The organism is Lacrimispora amygdalina (assembly GCF_900205965.1).
In the GTDB taxonomy this organism is placed as follows: domain Bacteria; phylum Bacillota; class Clostridia; order Lachnospirales; family Lachnospiraceae; genus Lacrimispora; species Lacrimispora amygdalina_A.
The window spans coordinates 292606-309788 of sequence record NZ_OAOF01000002.1; the positions used below are offsets into that span (position 1 = coordinate 292606).

Annotated in this window: 13 protein-coding genes; 5 read left to right on the top strand and 8 right to left on the bottom strand. The window is 43.4% G+C overall.

Annotated elements, in window-relative coordinates; translation table 11 throughout:
- Window positions 1-69: 69 nt before the first annotated feature.
- From CRO04_RS04110 to CRO04_RS04135, 6 genes are all read right to left on the bottom strand, one after another.
- Entirely contained in the window at window positions 70-2226 is a 2157-nt protein-coding gene (locus CRO04_RS04110) for a methyl-accepting chemotaxis protein (RefSeq protein WP_097002953.1), read from the bottom strand.
- Window positions 2227-2362: 136 nt separating this feature from the next.
- A complete protein-coding gene (gene gnpA, locus CRO04_RS04115; RefSeq protein ID WP_097002954.1) occupies window positions 2363-4519 on the bottom strand; it encodes a 1,3-beta-galactosyl-N-acetylhexosamine phosphorylase in 2157 nt (718 codons plus the stop codon).
- A complete protein-coding gene (locus CRO04_RS04120; protein WP_097002955.1) occupies window positions 4516-5751 on the bottom strand; it encodes a rhamnogalacturonan acetylesterase in 1236 nt (411 codons plus the stop codon). Before CRO04_RS04120 ends, gnpA begins: the two co-directional genes overlap by 4 nt.
- Window positions 5752-5810: 59 nt before the next feature.
- Window positions 5811-7484: an extracellular solute-binding protein gene (locus CRO04_RS04125; RefSeq protein WP_097002956.1), complete on the bottom strand. Its 1674-nt coding sequence runs from the start codon at window positions 7482-7484 to the stop codon at window positions 5811-5813.
- Window positions 7485-7517: 33 nt separating this feature from the next.
- Complete coding sequence (locus CRO04_RS04130) at window positions 7518-8432, bottom strand: carbohydrate ABC transporter permease (protein ID WP_097002957.1); 915 nt, start codon at window positions 8430-8432, stop codon at window positions 7518-7520.
- A 13-nt stretch (window positions 8433-8445) separates the two neighbouring features.
- Entirely contained in the window at window positions 8446-9402 is a 957-nt protein-coding gene (locus tag CRO04_RS04135; protein WP_097002958.1) for an ABC transporter permease, read from the bottom strand.
- 284 nt (window positions 9403-9686) lie between these two features.
- Here CRO04_RS04135 and CRO04_RS04140 point away from each other — a divergent pair, with 284 nt between their 5' ends.
- Entirely contained in the window at window positions 9687-10634 is a 948-nt protein-coding gene (locus tag CRO04_RS04140) for a helix-turn-helix transcriptional regulator (protein ID WP_097002959.1), read from the top strand.
- A gap of 17 nt (window positions 10635-10651) precedes the next feature.
- Here the strand turns inward: CRO04_RS04140 and CRO04_RS04145 are convergent, their stop codons facing one another.
- Together CRO04_RS04145 and CRO04_RS04150 are read right to left on the bottom strand one after the other, a co-directional pair.
- Window positions 10652-11425: a hypothetical protein gene (locus CRO04_RS04145; protein WP_097002960.1), complete on the bottom strand. Its 774-nt coding sequence runs from the start codon at window positions 11423-11425 to the stop codon at window positions 10652-10654.
- Entirely contained in the window at window positions 11418-12035 is a 618-nt protein-coding gene (locus tag CRO04_RS04150) for an RNA polymerase sigma factor (protein WP_097002961.1), read from the bottom strand. Before CRO04_RS04150 ends, CRO04_RS04145 begins: the two co-directional genes overlap by 8 nt.
- 167 nt (window positions 12036-12202) lie before the next feature.
- On the opposite strand from CRO04_RS04150, the gene CRO04_RS04155 reads away from it, so the two are divergent.
- The 4 genes from CRO04_RS04155 to CRO04_RS04170 all read left to right on the top strand — a co-directional run bounded on the left by CRO04_RS04155 (window position 12203) and on the right by CRO04_RS04170 (window position 17183).
- On the top strand, window positions 12203-12889 hold the full coding sequence (locus CRO04_RS04155; RefSeq protein WP_097002962.1) for a response regulator transcription factor: 687 nt from the start codon (window positions 12203-12205) through the stop codon (window positions 12887-12889).
- The gene (locus CRO04_RS04160) at window positions 12876-13865 is read left to right on the top strand and encodes a sensor histidine kinase (protein WP_097002963.1); all 990 of its coding nucleotides are present in this window, start codon (window positions 12876-12878) and stop codon (window positions 13863-13865) included. Before CRO04_RS04155 ends, CRO04_RS04160 begins: the two co-directional genes overlap by 14 nt.
- An 82-nt stretch (window positions 13866-13947) precedes the next feature.
- Complete coding sequence (locus tag CRO04_RS04165; protein WP_097002964.1) at window positions 13948-14634, top strand: ABC transporter ATP-binding protein; 687 nt, start codon at window positions 13948-13950, stop codon at window positions 14632-14634.
- Window positions 14631-17183 (top strand): ABC transporter permease, encoded by a 2553-nt coding sequence (locus CRO04_RS04170; RefSeq protein ID WP_097002965.1) that lies wholly within the window; start codon window positions 14631-14633, stop codon window positions 17181-17183. Before CRO04_RS04165 ends, CRO04_RS04170 begins: the two co-directional genes overlap by 4 nt.

Genomic DNA, 17183 nt, shown 5'->3' on the forward strand with positions numbered 1-17183 from the left:
AATTGTTATTTTCTGTCGAAAAAGAGAAAACGCAGAGCAATAGTAACTCCATCGCTCTGCGTTTTTCCACTATTCTTTTCTTAAACGGAACCGTTCCACTAATTCACGCATTAACTGGGCTTGTCTGGATAACTCCTGACTGGATACTGCACTTTCTTCTGCTGTTGCAGAATTATTACGAACAGCCAGTGATATCCGGTCAAGCTCCTTGGTTATCTCCTCCACAGCTTTGGCTTCTTTTCCTGCTGCAGCAGAGATCGAATCCACCGCTTCCACCGCCATTGCTGAGTCCTCTAATACCCTCATCATGGACTGAACCGTTTCATCAAGAAGACTGTTTCCATTCTCAACTGCCGTCATGGAGCTCTGAATGAGATCGGTTGTATTCTTTGCTGCCTCCGTACTTTTGGCTGCCAGATTCCTCACTTCACCTGCTACCACTGCAAAACCTTTTCCAAACTCTCCTGCTCTTGCTGCTTCAATAGCGGCATTTAAGGCCAGTATATTGGTCTGGAAAGCAATATCTTCTATCACTTTAATGATTTTTTCAATCTCTCCAGAGGATATACGGATTTCATCCATGGCCTTTGATAAGTTCTGCATGGACATATCACAATTTACCACTTCCGTTCCGGTCTGTTGAACCTGATAAGAAACTTCTCCTGCTTTTTCAGCCAGTTTCTTAATATTCCCGGAAACATGGTTGACGGATCCGGACAGCAGCTCTATGGTTTTTTCCTGAGTGTCTGCTCCATCAGCCAAAACCTTAGACCCTTCTGCTACCTGACCGGAGCTTGCTGCTACCTGTCCCGCCGACTGGTTTACCTCATACATAACCGCGTTTAAATTCAAAGTGATTTTTTTAACAGCTTCTTCCAGCTTAAAGAAATCTCCGGAAAGTCCCATATCCACATCTAAATCCAAATGGTTTTCTGCAATTTCATGAAGTGCAAGGGAAATCCGGTCAATAATGGTTTTTAAGTTGGAAGACATCCGTTCAAAAGATTGGGCTGTCTGACCGATCTCATCTCCCGATTTCACACCAGAAAAACCGCTTAAGTTTCCATCTGCAATCTGTTCCGCTGCTTCAGATAATTTATGTAAGGGTTTTAACTGCTTTGTTATAACAACAGTAATCATAAACAGAATCATGATCATCGCTGCCGCAGATATGACAGCCATCAGGGTAGCCATGCGCTCCGCCTCACGGTTCATATCCCTGGCATTGACGGCTGTAACGGAATACCAGATGGCGCCATTTAACTGAATCGGTTCAAAAAAGTAATACACTTCCCCTTTTTTGTTCCCGTCAATTACATGGAAGGCTTCTCCTGCTGCTGCACCTGCTTTTATCCCGTCTTTACATGACTGGGTGGTTACAAAATCAGAAACGTTGGTCCCGGCAAGTCCTTTTCCCGTACTTTCCGATATGATGGTTCCGGTTTCATTCAAAATAAAGGTATACATGCTCGGATAAGAAGCGGCTGTTTTCGCCTGGCTAAACCGGTCCAGTCCCACATCAACGGAAACCACACAGAGCGTCCTGCTATTGACAATTACCGGTACCGCCATGGTAATGATCATCTCACCGTTTGACTCATAAGGCTCTGTAATGACTCTTTGTCCCGTCTCAAGAGCCTTTTGATAATAGTCTTTTACGGAATAATCTTCGTAGTTACCGCTGCTGGTCACATTCCCATCCTTATCGGCATAAATACCATAGCTTCTGGCTGCTGAACTTAACCCATACTGCTCGAACAGAATACTGATTCCCTTAATATCCTCGGAATACATAATGGAAGACCGAATGGTGGAAACCATATAATCTTCAATTCTCATACCATTGGTATCCAGTGTTACTTTGTCAGATACGCGGCTTTTATAAAATGGTTCTGCCGTATTACCCGCCTTGATCCTTAAATCCAGCATCAGCTTTCGGTTGTCAGATGAATTCTCCAGATAATAAGTAATCCGGTTGGAAACCTGCTGTGCTGTATCAAAGATCTGTTGAATATCCTTTCCATTTTCTGAAGCAAGCGTTTTTAGTTCTCCGAAAGCTGACTGCTGCATTGCCCGTTTTGTCATTCTGGATGTAATACCTATTAAAATACCAAATACCACCACCAGCATGATTCCCGCCATGCATGCAATCCTGGTTGAGAGATGGGTAAACTTCACCCTGTTTTTTACCCGTATTTTTTTCTTCTTACCTAACCGTTTCCACATCTTACGTAGTCCCCCTTCCGCAGCATGTCTTTATCTCAACCAGATTATACCACATTTACACAATAATTGTAATGTTTTTTTGATATTTTTCATAACAATTAACCAATTGTGTTATTCGCTTTGGTTCTGACTGGGGTTATAACTTTTGAAATACGGTTTCATAAGGGGCAAGCGAAACCATGATACACTCCGAATCGGTCTCTACAGAAACTGTCTGGGGGCTTTTGCTGTTATTGATAATTACCAGTGTCCGGCTGTCCGGATACCATGCACTTTCCGTTTCCGGATTATCCGTTAAATATTTCTGTTTCAGGTTCATCTTCCTGCCATAGAGCATGAGATTGAGCAGCAATCTTGTATTAGAATTTGAAAACTGGAAGCTGCTTAAATAAATTCCTGCTCCATTTCCATAAGCATGATATGTGATGGTCGGCTCCGTTTCTTCTTCCCCCAGGACAATGGTTTCCTGATCCGTTAAGTACAATCCTTTTTTGCTTTTGACCTGTGCATGATCCGGTATCAGTCCAGGAACACGTTCCACCTCATATTCCATTCGTCCATGGCACACCCTCGCGCCGGTATCCTGATCCAGTCCCAATACGTTCGCCATCCGGAAAAAGGTATGGTGACCGTCACAGGCAGAAGGCTCATTGACTCCTATAAAAACACCTCCTGCGTGAACAAAACGGAGTATTTCCTCTAAGATACCATCTTCTTCCCAGGCGGATCCTCCGCTCCATGCTGTGCCGGACGCTCCTGCATTAATAAGAACATCCACATTATTAAGAGCACCATTTTTTACATCTTCAAAACTGATGAATTCCACCTGCACCGGAAGCCCGGATAAAGCCTCATTTATATGAATCAGATCGTGCATATATGTTTCATGAAAATGTCCGGATAACGTCCATGACCTTAATTTGCCCCACGCATGAACAACCGCAGCTTTTATGGTCAGAGTGTAAACCGCTCCTTTTTCATGCAATTCTTTCAACAAACGGAATTCATCAGCAATTTTTTCAATACAGCTGCAAAAATCCGGATATTCAGCTACCAGATGGAGATAACCGCCAAGACCAATCCGGTCAATCTTCTGGCGGAGAATTGCACGCCGGACTCTGTTCCAGTATTCCAGCGCATCCTTTGTGGGATTTCCTCCCGGTGCAAATGTGGGAGTTCCTTTCAGCCCCACCGGAAACAGATAAGGGTGAAGTCTTAATTCATGGGTTTCTGCCGGTACACCTGCACAAAGCCGGGCCTCATAGCCGGAAAATACGCATTTGATAATTCCATCAAAGCCAAACTCCTTAAAGCTGCTTTGATACGGCTCAAGACCAATCCAGCTGTCATCGTAAAATACACTGGCCTTTTTTCCATAGCTGTGAACCAGCTCCACCAGCTTTTTTCCATAATCCACCACAAAACGGTTTATAAACGCCATATAATCAAGCTGGCGTCTGCCGGGCGGCATGTGGGTTACATGAAACTTCCCCTGATTAATAAAATCCTCAGAAACGAGGCAGTAGCCATATTCCTCTTCAAACTCTTTAAGCGCTGCCGGGCTTACAGTAAAATCATAAGCTCCCCAGTCACTGTACAGATACCGTCTTCGTTCTCTGCTTCCCCATATCCATGTAAAATTATAAAAAAGAGAAGTAAAACGAACCACAGTTGTAAAAGGATGCTCTTCGCACCACGTCTTAAGCCAGCTGTATAAATAGTCCCTCGTTTCCTGATGCCTGGGATCCAGAGGCATCAGGTGCTCCTTTTCCCAGTGATTGGTTACATGATTGTACATGGAGATCTCTTCCCATATCCGGTATGCCAGAAAATTTACCGTATACTCATGAAAGGGTCTGGTCTCACTGATTATTACTGACTGGGTTTTGGCATCATAGTTCCAGGAAGTACGGGATATCTCCTGATTCGCCGTGCGGTCATAAACCTGCCAGTATTTTATGGATTCGGGGCTTTCATTGACCCGAAACTGGTCTTTATAAAAATCTGCCAGCAAAGGCACCGTTAAGCCTCCCTCTGTCCCTGATACAGGCTCTGTAACAAGGAAGGTCTGCTGAAGCTGCTCCGGATGGGCGTTTGCCCATTCATTGTGGTCTCTGATCAGGCAGATGGTGGAATAAATTCCGTATCCCGCGTTTGTCAGCTCATCAGACAGTACCGTTCCGTCACTGTCACGTATCATATCTGCTCCCCAACGTTTTGCAAGCCGAAGAGTGAGTTCCTCATAGCCGGATTCTCCCGGAAGAGTAAAGCTTCCTTTTTCTGTCTCTCTCATAAATGTTCTCCTTTAACTATTGATAACCGGTCATTTTCTTTTGGAGGCTCCCATACAGGCGCCTCCTTCCCTTCCGGTGGTATCACACCGGCATGGGCCAGCCCTTTCCATATAAAGTAAGCCATCTTCCATGCACCATAATCATTGGTATGTGTATAATCGGTTGGATAAAACCAGCGCCCGGAGTCCTTAAGGCCATGCTCTTTTATAAACTCCATACTGGATTCATGCAGATCCAGAACAACAACCCCCATGCTCTGTGAAATTTTTATAACCTCCCACGCATATTCTTTTAAAAGATCATTATATATTTTACCATTCTCCAGCCAGCTGTTTCTGGCCAGCGGTGTCACCAATACGGGAACGGCTCCTTTTTCCCGTATTTCTAAAATATACCGAATCAGGTTGTTCCGGTATCCCCCCTCTGCTTTTAAGTCATCAACTTTCTGGTCATTATGGCCGAACTGAAACAAACAGACATCGCCTTCACTGATTTGTTCCATGAGAATTTCGTAATGCCCCTCTGACCGGAAGCTTTCTGTGGTCAGACCGGAATGGGCATGATTGGAAACTGCATAATTACCGTTTAAAAAGACGGGAAGCATCTGACCCCAGCCTCCGTAACTCTCTACTGGATTATATGGATACTGGGCATTTTGATCTGTCACGGTAGAATCCCCGGCAAGATACAAGGTTTTTCCTTTCCATTTTTCAATATCCAGTGTTTTTAAACGGACTGAGCGGCTGATTACTGTTACTTTAACAGCCTCATCAGGGAAACGCCGGGTCTCTCCTCTTGGTATAAAATCGCTGATGAAAACAGGAAAAGATCCACTCCATTCTTCCTGTGCCTTTAAACTCCCCCGCCAGACCAGCTGTCTTCTTCCAACAAATAAAAGGACCTCTTTCTCTTCTTCCTTTGCAAAAAGGGTAATGGTCATAAGGTAATTTCCCTGGTCCCCTATATCCGCCTGAAAAGATAAGGGAATTAACATGGACTTAGTATCCACATAACAGCCATACTCATCTTGCCTTACTGTTATTTCCTGTTGAAAACCCGGGCTGGGAATGAATCCGGTATTCAGTTCCGGCAGACTGCATGAATGGGACGACTTAAGAGACTTTTCCGTAAAAAAGCCAAAACCTCCGCCGGATTTATAATACCGGGATGGTTTAACATTGATTTCCTTTCCCTTCACAGTCTCTGTCTGATAAAAAACATATTGTGTCATGAGAAGCTCCCCCTGATTTTAGAAAGGGCTGATGCCAGATCTGCAACAGCCCCATGTTCTTATTGAGCAATAAAATCTCCGGAATCGATCAGCTTCTGTTTTTCATCCAGAATTTCCTGATATCCGTTGTCTGAATATTCTTTGCAATACGCTTCATACTTTGCATCCAGTTCCTCCGGTTTGCAAGTAATCATATCCACATAAAATTCCTGCCACATGGCAGTTAAATCTGCCGCATATTCACCTGTTGATGTAACACTCTTGGTGAAAATTGGACTGATCAGTCCATACTGTTCCACTTCCTTGGCATAATCATAGGATTGTTTCACCAGATCTTCATATCCAGCGGGAGCTAACATCCTGGTATTGGCTTTCAGATTTTTCGCATCATCGCCATAATCAGTCATTTCAGTAACCAGACACCAGTAATCCTTGTTATTATTGTTAGACAGCTTGGATTCTCCTTTGAAATCCTTGACAGGTACTGCAATTTTGTCGGTATCCAATGTATAATTGGCACCTTCCACACCGTTTTGTAAATAGAAGAGATTCTCAGGCTGGGACATCCAGTTTAAAAACATCCAGACTGCTGCTCTTTGCTCTTCATCTGTTTTAGAGTTGATTCCCATTATCATTCCGTATGGAGGATATTTATAATAATACGGGTGGCTGTCTTTGGGTGACAGGGCTGCAGGACTTAAAACGGAAACTTCAGCCCCTGGATTGTTTGCCTTTAAACTGTTTATCACATCTGTGTTTGCAGAAATATAGAAGGAATAGGTACCTACATTTCCAGCAACAAAGTCAGCTTTCCATGCGGCATCATCCGCATTTAAGTAGAACTCGGGATCAAGAATTCCATCATTAAATTCCTGATTCATGGTTTTTAAGTATGCTTTCGTCGCACTCCAGGTAAGAGGTGCAACATTCAGATCCAAATAAAGATTCAATTCATTTTTGTCCGGTGAAGTGCTGATAAATGGATACTCATAGGTATAACTCTTATTCACGATCTGGGCTCCCAGCTTGCCAAGCCCGGCTTCCTTCCACGCTTTGGCTGCCTCTTGTAATTCCTCTCTGGTGGCAGGTTTCTGTTTTCCTACTTTATCCAGCCAGTCCTGTCGGATGAGTGTCACCCAGTTATAATAAATTGGATTGCGCTGTGCGAAGAAGAATGTATTTTTCCCATCCAGCTTTCCGTATTGATTGATTATTTTTTCTGCATTCTTATAATAGTCAGGTGCATAGTACTTTATTTCATCAAGGTCCAGTTCCTGCATAGCACCCTCAGAATTGTAGTTCACCGCCTGGGGCATGTCGTAATGGAAAATGATATCAGGCGCATTGCCTGCAGCAATCATCTGCATGTAATCAGCAATCTCATTCTGCCTGTTAATTGCCACATACTGGACCGTCACATTGTATTTATCTCCAAATTCTTTTTGGATCCAGCGGGTGTAATAATTATTCACCGGGTCCCAGCCTTCAAAGCCCCTGTCATAAACTGGAATCTTGATAGTTACGTTTTCCGGAAAGCCCTTGGAGTAATCCGTGTAACTTTCCCCCTCCGCTTTTGTTCCGGTTTCTGCTGCCTGACTGGTTTCTTTCTTGTTACTTTCTCCAGCAGGAGCCGATGCCTCCTTCTTTGCGCTGCATCCGGACGCCAGCCCTGCTGCCATTGCAAAAGCAGTCCCCCAGGCAGCAGCCCTTTTCCAACTCACCCTTTTCCTCATGAATATCCTCCTTCTCTTATCATTCTAATATCATCAGCCTTTCACTGCACCTATCATGGTTCCCTGTACAAAGTATCTTTGAATGAAGGGATAGACGCAGATAATGGGCAATGTTGCAAAAATAATACAGGAAGCCTTTAAGACCTCCGGATTCGTAATCTGTCCGGCTGCAATTCCCCCTTCTGCCTTAAAGGATTCGCTGGCAGCAACTACCAGATAATAAAGTTTCAGCTGAAGCGGCCGTAAATCCGCCCGCTGCTTGATATAAAACAGCGCATCGGAGTAGGCATTCCATCGTCCGACAGCATAAAACAATGAAATTGTTGCTATGATGGGTTTGGAAAGCGGTACCACGATATAACTTAATATCTTAAAATGACTGGCACCGTCTATTAAAGCGGACTCAATGAGGCTGTCTGGTATGGAAGCCTTAAAATTATTTTTCATAATCAGGAAATTATAGGCTGCAAAAGACAACGGAAGGATCATACACCACCAGGTATCCAGCATATGAAGATTGTTCATCAGTAAATAATCCGGTATGGTCCCTGCTGTAAAATACATGGTAAACATGATTAAAAAAGTCATTATCTTTCTCCCCCTAAGCTGGACCCGGCTTAAAGCATAGGCAGCACTTATGGTGAGAAATGTCCCGATTGCTGTAAACGAAACAGTTACAATTATGGAAACATATAAAGATCTTACAATGGATGAATCCTGTAAAACTTTCCTGTACGCATTAAAGTTAATATCTATTGGCACCAGAAAGACCTTATTTGCAATTACATATGCTTCCCTGCTGATGGACTTGGCAAATATATGAATAAAGGGAAGCAGACATGTCATGGATATCACAAAGATCAGGATATGAAAAAATACATCAACAACAAAATCCTTTTTTCTCGTCCTGCTCCATGACCATGGCTTTTTATACTGATTTCGGCTCATTTCCTTTCCCTCCTTAAATAAGACCATCTTCACCCAGCCGTTTTGCTATAAGATCAGCCGCTACCACAAGTGCCAGACCAATGACAGACTGGAACAGTCCCAGCGCAGTTGCTTCACTGAATTTTCCGCTCTCAATTCCCCATCGGTATACCAAAACCGGAATTGTTGTGGTATATTCAGTCGCCTTGGCATTGGCCAGAGCGTAAATTCGTTCAAAAGAGCCTCCCATCAGTTTTCCAAGATTCATGATCAGCAGTGTGACAATGGTACTTCGTATACAGGGGAGTGTTACATGAATACACTGTTTTAATCTTCCGGCACCATCCACTCTTGCCGCCTCATAAAGCTCGGAATTCACACCTGTAATTGCCGCCAGGTAAATAATGGTTCCCCAGCCCATGGACTGCCAGACTCCGATGAGTACATAGCTGATTAACCACCAGGTATTCTCCTGAAGAAACGGCACCGGACTGTGTCCTGCATTCCTGATCAGAACATTCACTACACCGCTGCTGACGGAAAACAGGGAGTATCCGATTCCTCCGACAATAACCCAGGATAGAAAATGAGGCAGATATAGCAATGTCTGCATGATACTTTTAAAATACCTGTTTTTGATTTCATTAAGAATCAGAGCTAAAATAACCGGCATGGGAAAACCAAATACCAGGTCCAGGATATTTAACAGAAGGGTATTACTAAACGCCTGACCAAAATCTCTTTTACCAAAAACCTTCCGGAAGATGGAAAGTCCTGCCCAGGAACTCCCGGCATACCCCTTAGCTACCTTATAATCCTTAAATGCAATAGTAAGCCCCTGGTATGGCAGGAATTTAAATACCAGGATAAACAGCATGGGAAGAACCATGAGCACATAAAGCTGCCAGTCCCGCTGCAAATAACGAAGGAACTGGTTCCTGTTTTTCTGTTTTCTTTGACAGCAATCTGTCCTTATATCAGATTTAACCATAATCTTCTCCATCTCCCCGATTTTCAATAACTATATTATAAAAAATGCACAATTCAGTTTCCAATCAAATCAACCTGTAAACTATGCAGTTTCAATCATTTATTATTACGGAGCATGGAAAAGTTACAGCATTTCTCCCTCATCTTTCAAGCAATCCTGCAAATTTTATTATTTTAAGGCTCTCTTTTAAATCATCTTTACAATTATTGAATTATTATTGATTGAAATAAGAATTAGTTATCATGTATAATTATAGAAGTGAAACCAGGAGGTATCAGGGATATATGCCTAAAAAGAAAAAAACTGTTATTGAATTCAGAGATTATGATTTACCCGCTCACTTTCCCGTTCTTCTACTGACTGGAGATCATTGGAGAATCTCCGATGTTCCATCCGGGCGTCTCCATATCCATAACTGCCTGGAGATCGGTGTATGCGAAACGGACTTCGGAACCATTAAATTTGAAGATACCACTTTCCCCTTTTATGCCGGAGATGTCACTGCCATATCCTGTGATATTCCCCACACCACATACAGCGCACCTGGAACCAACAGCAAATGGTCTTATTTATTTGTGGATATGGGCGAGCTTCTCCACCCATTCTTTTCTGGTACAGATCTTCATAATGTTGAACTCTTCTCCTTTTTGGAACATCATTTAAGCATGATTATGGGAAAAACAAAATATCCGGTCATTTACTCCATTGTCTCCGAAATAATAGAAGAGCTGAAAAAGCAGGAACCTGGTTATGAGCTTGCTGTCCGGGGGCTATTTCTGGCACTGGGGGCCAATCTTATGAGAACCGCTTCCTTAAAACATAAGAAAAAAGACCAGACGCCTGAAAATGCGCTGGTCATTGCACCGGCCCTGGAATTTATCCGGTATCATTATATGGAAGACTTCCCCATGGAACAGCTTGCTGCCTTATGCAGCTTAAGCCCTGCCCATTTCAGAAGGCTTTTTTCTTCTATCATGGGTAACAGCCCCTTAGAATACCTAAATACCACCCGCATCAGAAAAGCAGCGGATCTGCTCCGCATGACGGAAGAATCCGTTTTAAATATTTCCGAGCGGGTGGGATTCCACTCCATCTCAAGCTTTAACCGGCATTTCCTTTCCACCATGGGAGAAACTCCCAAAGACTGGAGAAAACAGATGTCTATTCTGAAGGATCAGTCGCTGTTTAAATACAATGGCTGGATGTATGCGGAGGTTTTGAAGAAGAAATAGCCGCCTGCTCATTATGCTTACTTTGTATCTATTACTTCCTTTGCCATAGCCTTCAGAGAATTTAATTCAACATTTTCATATGTAAACAGAAGATAATCAATTCCATTCTCGGACCAGCTTACTGATTTAAACAGCTTGCGTTCTTCCTGATCGGATCCATAGCTGATCATCAGTTTTCCTTCTTCTTCCAGTTTCTTATCTTCTTCGGAAGGCTCCTGCCCCTCCGGCAGGAATACGTACTGTGTTTCAGCAGAATTCAGTTCAACGCCCTGATAGACCTCTTTCTGGCCTGGCTGATCTCCTTCGGAAATCTCAGCCAGGTGCGCATGGCTGGACAGCGTAACCTGTGGATTTTCCCCATATTCCGCGTATGCTTCTGAATAGGTGATAACCTGATTATTATTTTCATCGACTCCCTTTACCTGTGAAATATCACCTTTTACAAATGCCATGCCATTGTTGAAATTGTCAGGTATTTTGGGAGAAACTTTCATCTGAATTTTTGATAATTCACGTAATTCCGTTATAGAATTTACAACTTTACCGCTTCCACTGACTAAACCAGTGATTTTACCTGCTGCAACTGCTGTAACTGTTCCTAAAACGGTAATAACTACAATTGCTGTAAATGCTGCTGCTAATTTATTTTTACGAAATTTCATAAGATTACTCCTTTTATTTAATTTTTTATGGATTTCTATAAGCCGCCGTTCATCGTCCATATGCGGAGTTATGGAATCCAGTTCTTTCTTTATGTAACGTTTTAAATTCTCCTCCGAGGTCCTAGCCATGGCAAATCCCCCTCTCCTTTTCCCCTTCCGAGATGTTTTCAGTTTCCAGAAGACTCTTTAACAGTTTCCTTGCCTTAAACAGTCGGGATTTCACTGTGCCTTCCATCGTTCCGGTTACCCTGGCGATTTCCTTTGTACTTAACTCATTGTAGTAATACAGAAGAATCACCGTACGGTATTTTACATCAAGCATTTTGAGCGCATCACGGATCTGTGCGGCAGTTTCAGCCTCTAAAACCGCTCCCAACGGTCCTTTCTCCCTTTCATCTTTCTCAATCCACTCTGCTTTGATGTGATCTTCCTCCTGATCCAGAATACCTTCAAAAGAAAGTTCAGACCTGCTCTTCTTCCTTTTCTCAGCCCGCCAGGCAGTTCTCACCAGAATCTGATAGAGCCACGGTTCAAATCGTTCCGGTTCTCTTAATTTATCTCTGTGAAGAAAGCATTTTACAAAGGTCTCCTGCAGGATGTCCTCACTGTCAGACCGGTTGCCAGTAATAAAATACGCCATACGGTATAGCTTTCCGGAACAGGAACGGTATAACTCGTCAAATGCAGCTTCGCTTCCGCCAAGCATGCGTTCCACCAAAGCCTTCTTTTCTTCGTTCATAACCTGTTTCCTTTCCTTTTTTAGATGCATCTATATATTAAGAGTCATTAATACCCTTAACGGTTCATTTTTTCATTATTAAATTATACTTCGGCTTGTAACTGCCCGTCAAAAGAAATATAATAGGGCTTAATAGTATAAAAAACGAAAAATCGGAGGATAGACGAATGCCGCGTATATTTTTAGTTGAAGACGATAAGGCAATTGCTAAAAACCTTATGCTTTTGCTGAAATCGGAAGGCTTTACAGTCACCCACGCATCTGCACAGGGAGAGGCTCTCGCTGCGCTTGGCAGTAATAAATTTGACCTGGCGCTCATTGATATTTCTCTGCCTGATGGAAATGGCTTTATTGTTTGCTCTGAAATTAAAGAAACCCAGGATATTCCGGTTATCTTTCTGACGGCTTCCGGAGATGAGGCCAGTGTGGTTACCGGTCTGAACATGGGTGCGGATGATTACATTACCAAACCGTTTCGTCCCCGCGAGCTGGTCGCCCGAATAGGGACCGCCCTTCGAAAAAGCGGCCGTTCCAATTCGGATTTTATAATTCAGGGACTGCATGTTGACACAGCCTCAGGCATTGTGAAAAAAAACAGCATAGAGATATTCCTTTCCGCCTTAGAATACCGCCTGCTTCTGGTGTTTATCAACAACCCGAAAAATATTATAACCAGGGGAATGCTGCTTGACGAATTGTGGGATGCTGCGGGTGAATTTGTCAATGACAATACACTGACCGTGTATATCAAACGTCTGCGCATGAAGATCGAGGATAATCCTGCAGATCCCCAGATTATTCTGACTGTCCGCGGGACAGGCTATCGGTTAGGAGGCGGATATGCTGCGGAATAGAGAGTTTCGGCAGTTTGCTGTATTGTTCTTTTTCATAGCGGCTGCTTCCATTATTATTGGATTTATAATCAACTGGAGGGCAGGAATCCTCGCCGCATGCACTGCTGCTGCATTTGGTGCAGCGTTTTATGCATTTACCAACACCCGTTATGACAACATTGCCCGGATTTCAGCTCAGATCGATCTTGTACTTCACAATGCGGATCTGCTCTATATAGGCGAATCGGACGAAGGTGAGCTTTCCATACTGCACAGCGAGATAGCAAAGATGACGCGGCGCATACGGGAACAAAACGAAGCGTTAAAAAAAGAAAAAAAGCTTCTTGCCGATTTGCTGGCGGACATCGCCCACCAGCTTCGAACCCCACTCACTTCTTTGAATCTTATTCTGTCATTGCTGGCAAATAATCCTGACGAAAACCAGAGGAAGGAATTTCTTCGGGAAATGGACGGATTGCTCCTCCGTATGGACTGGCTCATTACCACCCTGTTAAAATTATCCCGCTTAGACGCAGGCATTGTGGAATTCCAACGTGAGCAGCTGAATTTCAACGACTTAATTCATGCTGCACTCCGCCCATTTCTGATTCAAATGGAACTACACAATATTAATTATCAAATCCATGCACCAAAGGAGATTACGATACAGGGTGATATAAGCTGGCTTTCTGAAGCAGTTCAGAACATCCTCAAAAACTGCATAGAAAATACCGGAGAGAATGGGAAGCTTGAAATAAACGGTACGGATAATCCCCTCTTTACCCAACTTTCCATTCATGACAACGGTACCGGTTTTAAGCAAGAAGATTTACCCTGTCTGTTTGACAGGTTCTACCGCGGCACAGAAAATAAAACATCCGGATACGGGATCGGCCTTTCTCTCAGCAAGAAGATTATAACCGGGCATGGAGGTACAATTACTGCAAAAAACCACCCACAGGGGGGAGCCGTATTTACTATTCGTTTCCCAAAGTGACAGATCTCTCACCAAAAAGTCACACAGATGTAAGTTCAAAGTTCTATTATATGGGTAAACCATGAGAAAGGAGACTCACATAATGGAGTTCTTAAAAATTGATAATCTCTGTAAGGTCTATGGCAAGGGTGAAAACCAGGTTACCGCACTGGACCATGTATCCCTCACAATCGAAAAAGGAGGTTTCACTGCTATCATCGGTTCCTCCGGTTCCGGCAAATCCACACTGCTTCACATGATCGGGGGGGTGGACGTACCCACAAGCGGAAAGGTATTTTTAGAGGGACAGGATGTATATGCACAGAGCAATGAAAAACTGGCCATCTTCCGCAGACGTCAGGTAGGACTGATTTACCAGTTTCATAACCTCATACCGACACTGAATGTGGTGGAAAACATCACACTTCCTATCCTGATGGATAAACGGTCGGTCAATGAGGAGCGGCTGAATGAACTGCTTGTCATGCTTGGACTGCAGGACCGCAGATCTCATTTACCCAATCAGCTGTCGGGCGGCCAGCAGCAGCGTGTTTCCATAGGCCGTGCCTTGATGAACGCTCCGGCTGTCATGCTTGCCGATGAACCCACCGGCAGTCTGGACAGCCATAATGGGCATGAAATCATCAAGCTTCTGAAAGAAAGCAATAAAAAATACGGGCAGACTCTTCTGCTCGTCACCCACGACGAAAACATAGCTCTGCAGGCAGACCGCATTATCGGCATATCAGACGGTAAAGTGACGCGGGATGAGAGGCTGGTGCGGCCATGAACATATTCCATAAAGTCACCCTGCAGAGCATGAAAAAAAACCGCACACGGACAGTTGTCACAATTATAGGAGTGATACTGTCCGCAGCCATGATAACTGCAGTAGCATCCTTTGGCACCTCACTATTAAATTATCTTGTTAACAGTTCTATCGCAAAATATGGGGGGTGGCACATTGCTTTTACAGATGTGGATTCCTCTTTCGTGCAGGATCGAAGCCGCGACAAAGAGGTTAAGAATGCCGCAGCGTTTGAAAATATCGGCTATGCATCGCTTAAAGGGGCAAAAAGCCCTGATAAACCCTATCTTTTTATAGCCGGATTCAATGAGAATACCTTTCAGACACTTCCCGTAAACCTGATTTCCGGAAGGCTGCCTGAAAACAGCAGTGAGATTATTGTTCCTGCCCACGTAGCAGCAAAAGGCGGTGTTAGGTTCAAGGTGGGGGATACACTTACACTTTTGGTCGGTAACCGCATGGAGGAAAATAAAAATCTGGGTCAGCACGATCCCTATCAATCAAAAAAAGAGTCCCTTGTTCCAGAATCAGAGAGAACCTACAAGGTAGTTGGAACATGTGAAAGACCCGGATTTGAGGAACACTCCGCACCTGGATATACATTGATAACGAAAGCCGATGCCACATACCAGACGGACAGCTTCAGCCTGTTTGTCACTCTGAAAAATCCGCGCAAGGTCAGTGCTTACGCAAAAGGCATAGCCGGAACGCCAGCTTATATTCTGAATGATTATGTGCTGCGCTTTATGGGCATTTCCAACGATAAACTGTTTAACACACTTTTGTACACAGTTGGAGGAATTTTGATTGCAATCATCATGACTGGATCAATTTTTCTGATTTATAATTCATTTAACATATCGCTGAACGAACGCACACGCCAGTTCGGTATACTCTCATCAGTAGGGGCTACCGCAAAACAGCTGCGAAATTCAGTCTTGTTTGAGGGACTTATTATTGGAGCAGCCGGCATACCAATTGGTGTTGTAGCAGGTATCGGCAGTATCTGGCTTATTCTTCCTATTGTTGCCGGAAAATTAAAGAACATCCTCTACAGCACAATACCTTTAAATTTATCGGTGTCATTGTCTGCAATTGTGGGAGCGGCTGTGGTCAGCTTAATTACCATTTTAATTTCGGCCTATATTCCAGCCAGAAAAGCGGCAAACACACCTGTAATGGAAAGTATACGCCAGACCAATGAAGTCAAAACCGAAGCGAAAGCTGTAAAAACATCAAAATTCGCACAGCGTATTTACGGTTTGGAAGGGACTCTTGCATTAAAAAATTTTAAGAGAAACAAGAAGCGCTACCGCAGCATTGTTCTTTCTCTGGTTTTAAGCGTGGTTTTGTTTCTATCCGGAAGCACCTTTGGTCTGACTCTGAAACGGCTCTCTAAACAGTACATCGTGGATATTGACTATGATATTCTCTTTTCAGCCGAGGACATGGACGATAGTGAAATGTTTCCTCTTTACGACAAATTGAAATCAGCTGACGGAGTTTACGAAAGCTCATACCAGGAGGTTTTCCCGTATTCGTGCGCAGTTAATGTAAGAGATTTCTCAGACCGCTTCCGTACATTCGCTGGTTATACAGCATCTGATGAAACAGTGAATCTTCCCATGGACCTCCAGTTTATTCCAGACAGTGAATATCTTGATTTTATCAAGGAATCAGGATTGTCACCCGAAGAATATACCGGACCGGACGGAAAAATGATTGTTGTTGCCAAACAGAGGGTGAATACTAAAGATGGACCAGACGAAGTATTTGATATGTTTGCAAACCGTACCATGAATTTTAAAGCCCCATCCGCAACCAATAACAGCCTGACTATTACTTTTGTTGATACGTATCCGGTGGATCCTCCTCCAAAACAAGCTTCTAAATTGAAACAGAATCCTTACGTCTTTATGATGGTTGCGCCCTTTTCAGTAAAAGAGAGGTTTGAGACCCAGAATAGCCATGCGAATATAGGTCTGTCCTTCCGGTCAAAGAATCCCTCCCAATCAACAGCGGAAATGGAATCAATGATTCAGGCTATGGGGATTACATCAGAATATACGCTGCACAATGTATATGAGATACTGGAACAATACCATAGTATGTCCTTTGTAATTGATGTTTTTACCTATATATTTGTCATCATGATCTCGCTGATTGCTGTGGCCAATGTGTTCAATACAATTTCCACCAATATCAGGCTGCGAAGACGGGAACTGGCCATGCTCCGCTCAGTGGGTATGTCAGACCGTTCGTTCCATAAGATGATGAATTTTGAGTGCATTTTTTATGGTATGAGAACTCTGCTGATCGGACTTCCAATTGCCGGAATCCTCTCCTGGCTGATTTACGATGGGCTGGCTTCTGCAGAAAAGATGGATCATTTTGAATTTGTATTTCCCTGGGGCAGTATGGTGGTCAGTATCTTCAGTGTGCTCTTTATCGTATTCATTACCATGCTGTATGCCACACACAAGATTAAAAAAGAAGATATCATTGATGCACTTCGTGATGATATGACATAA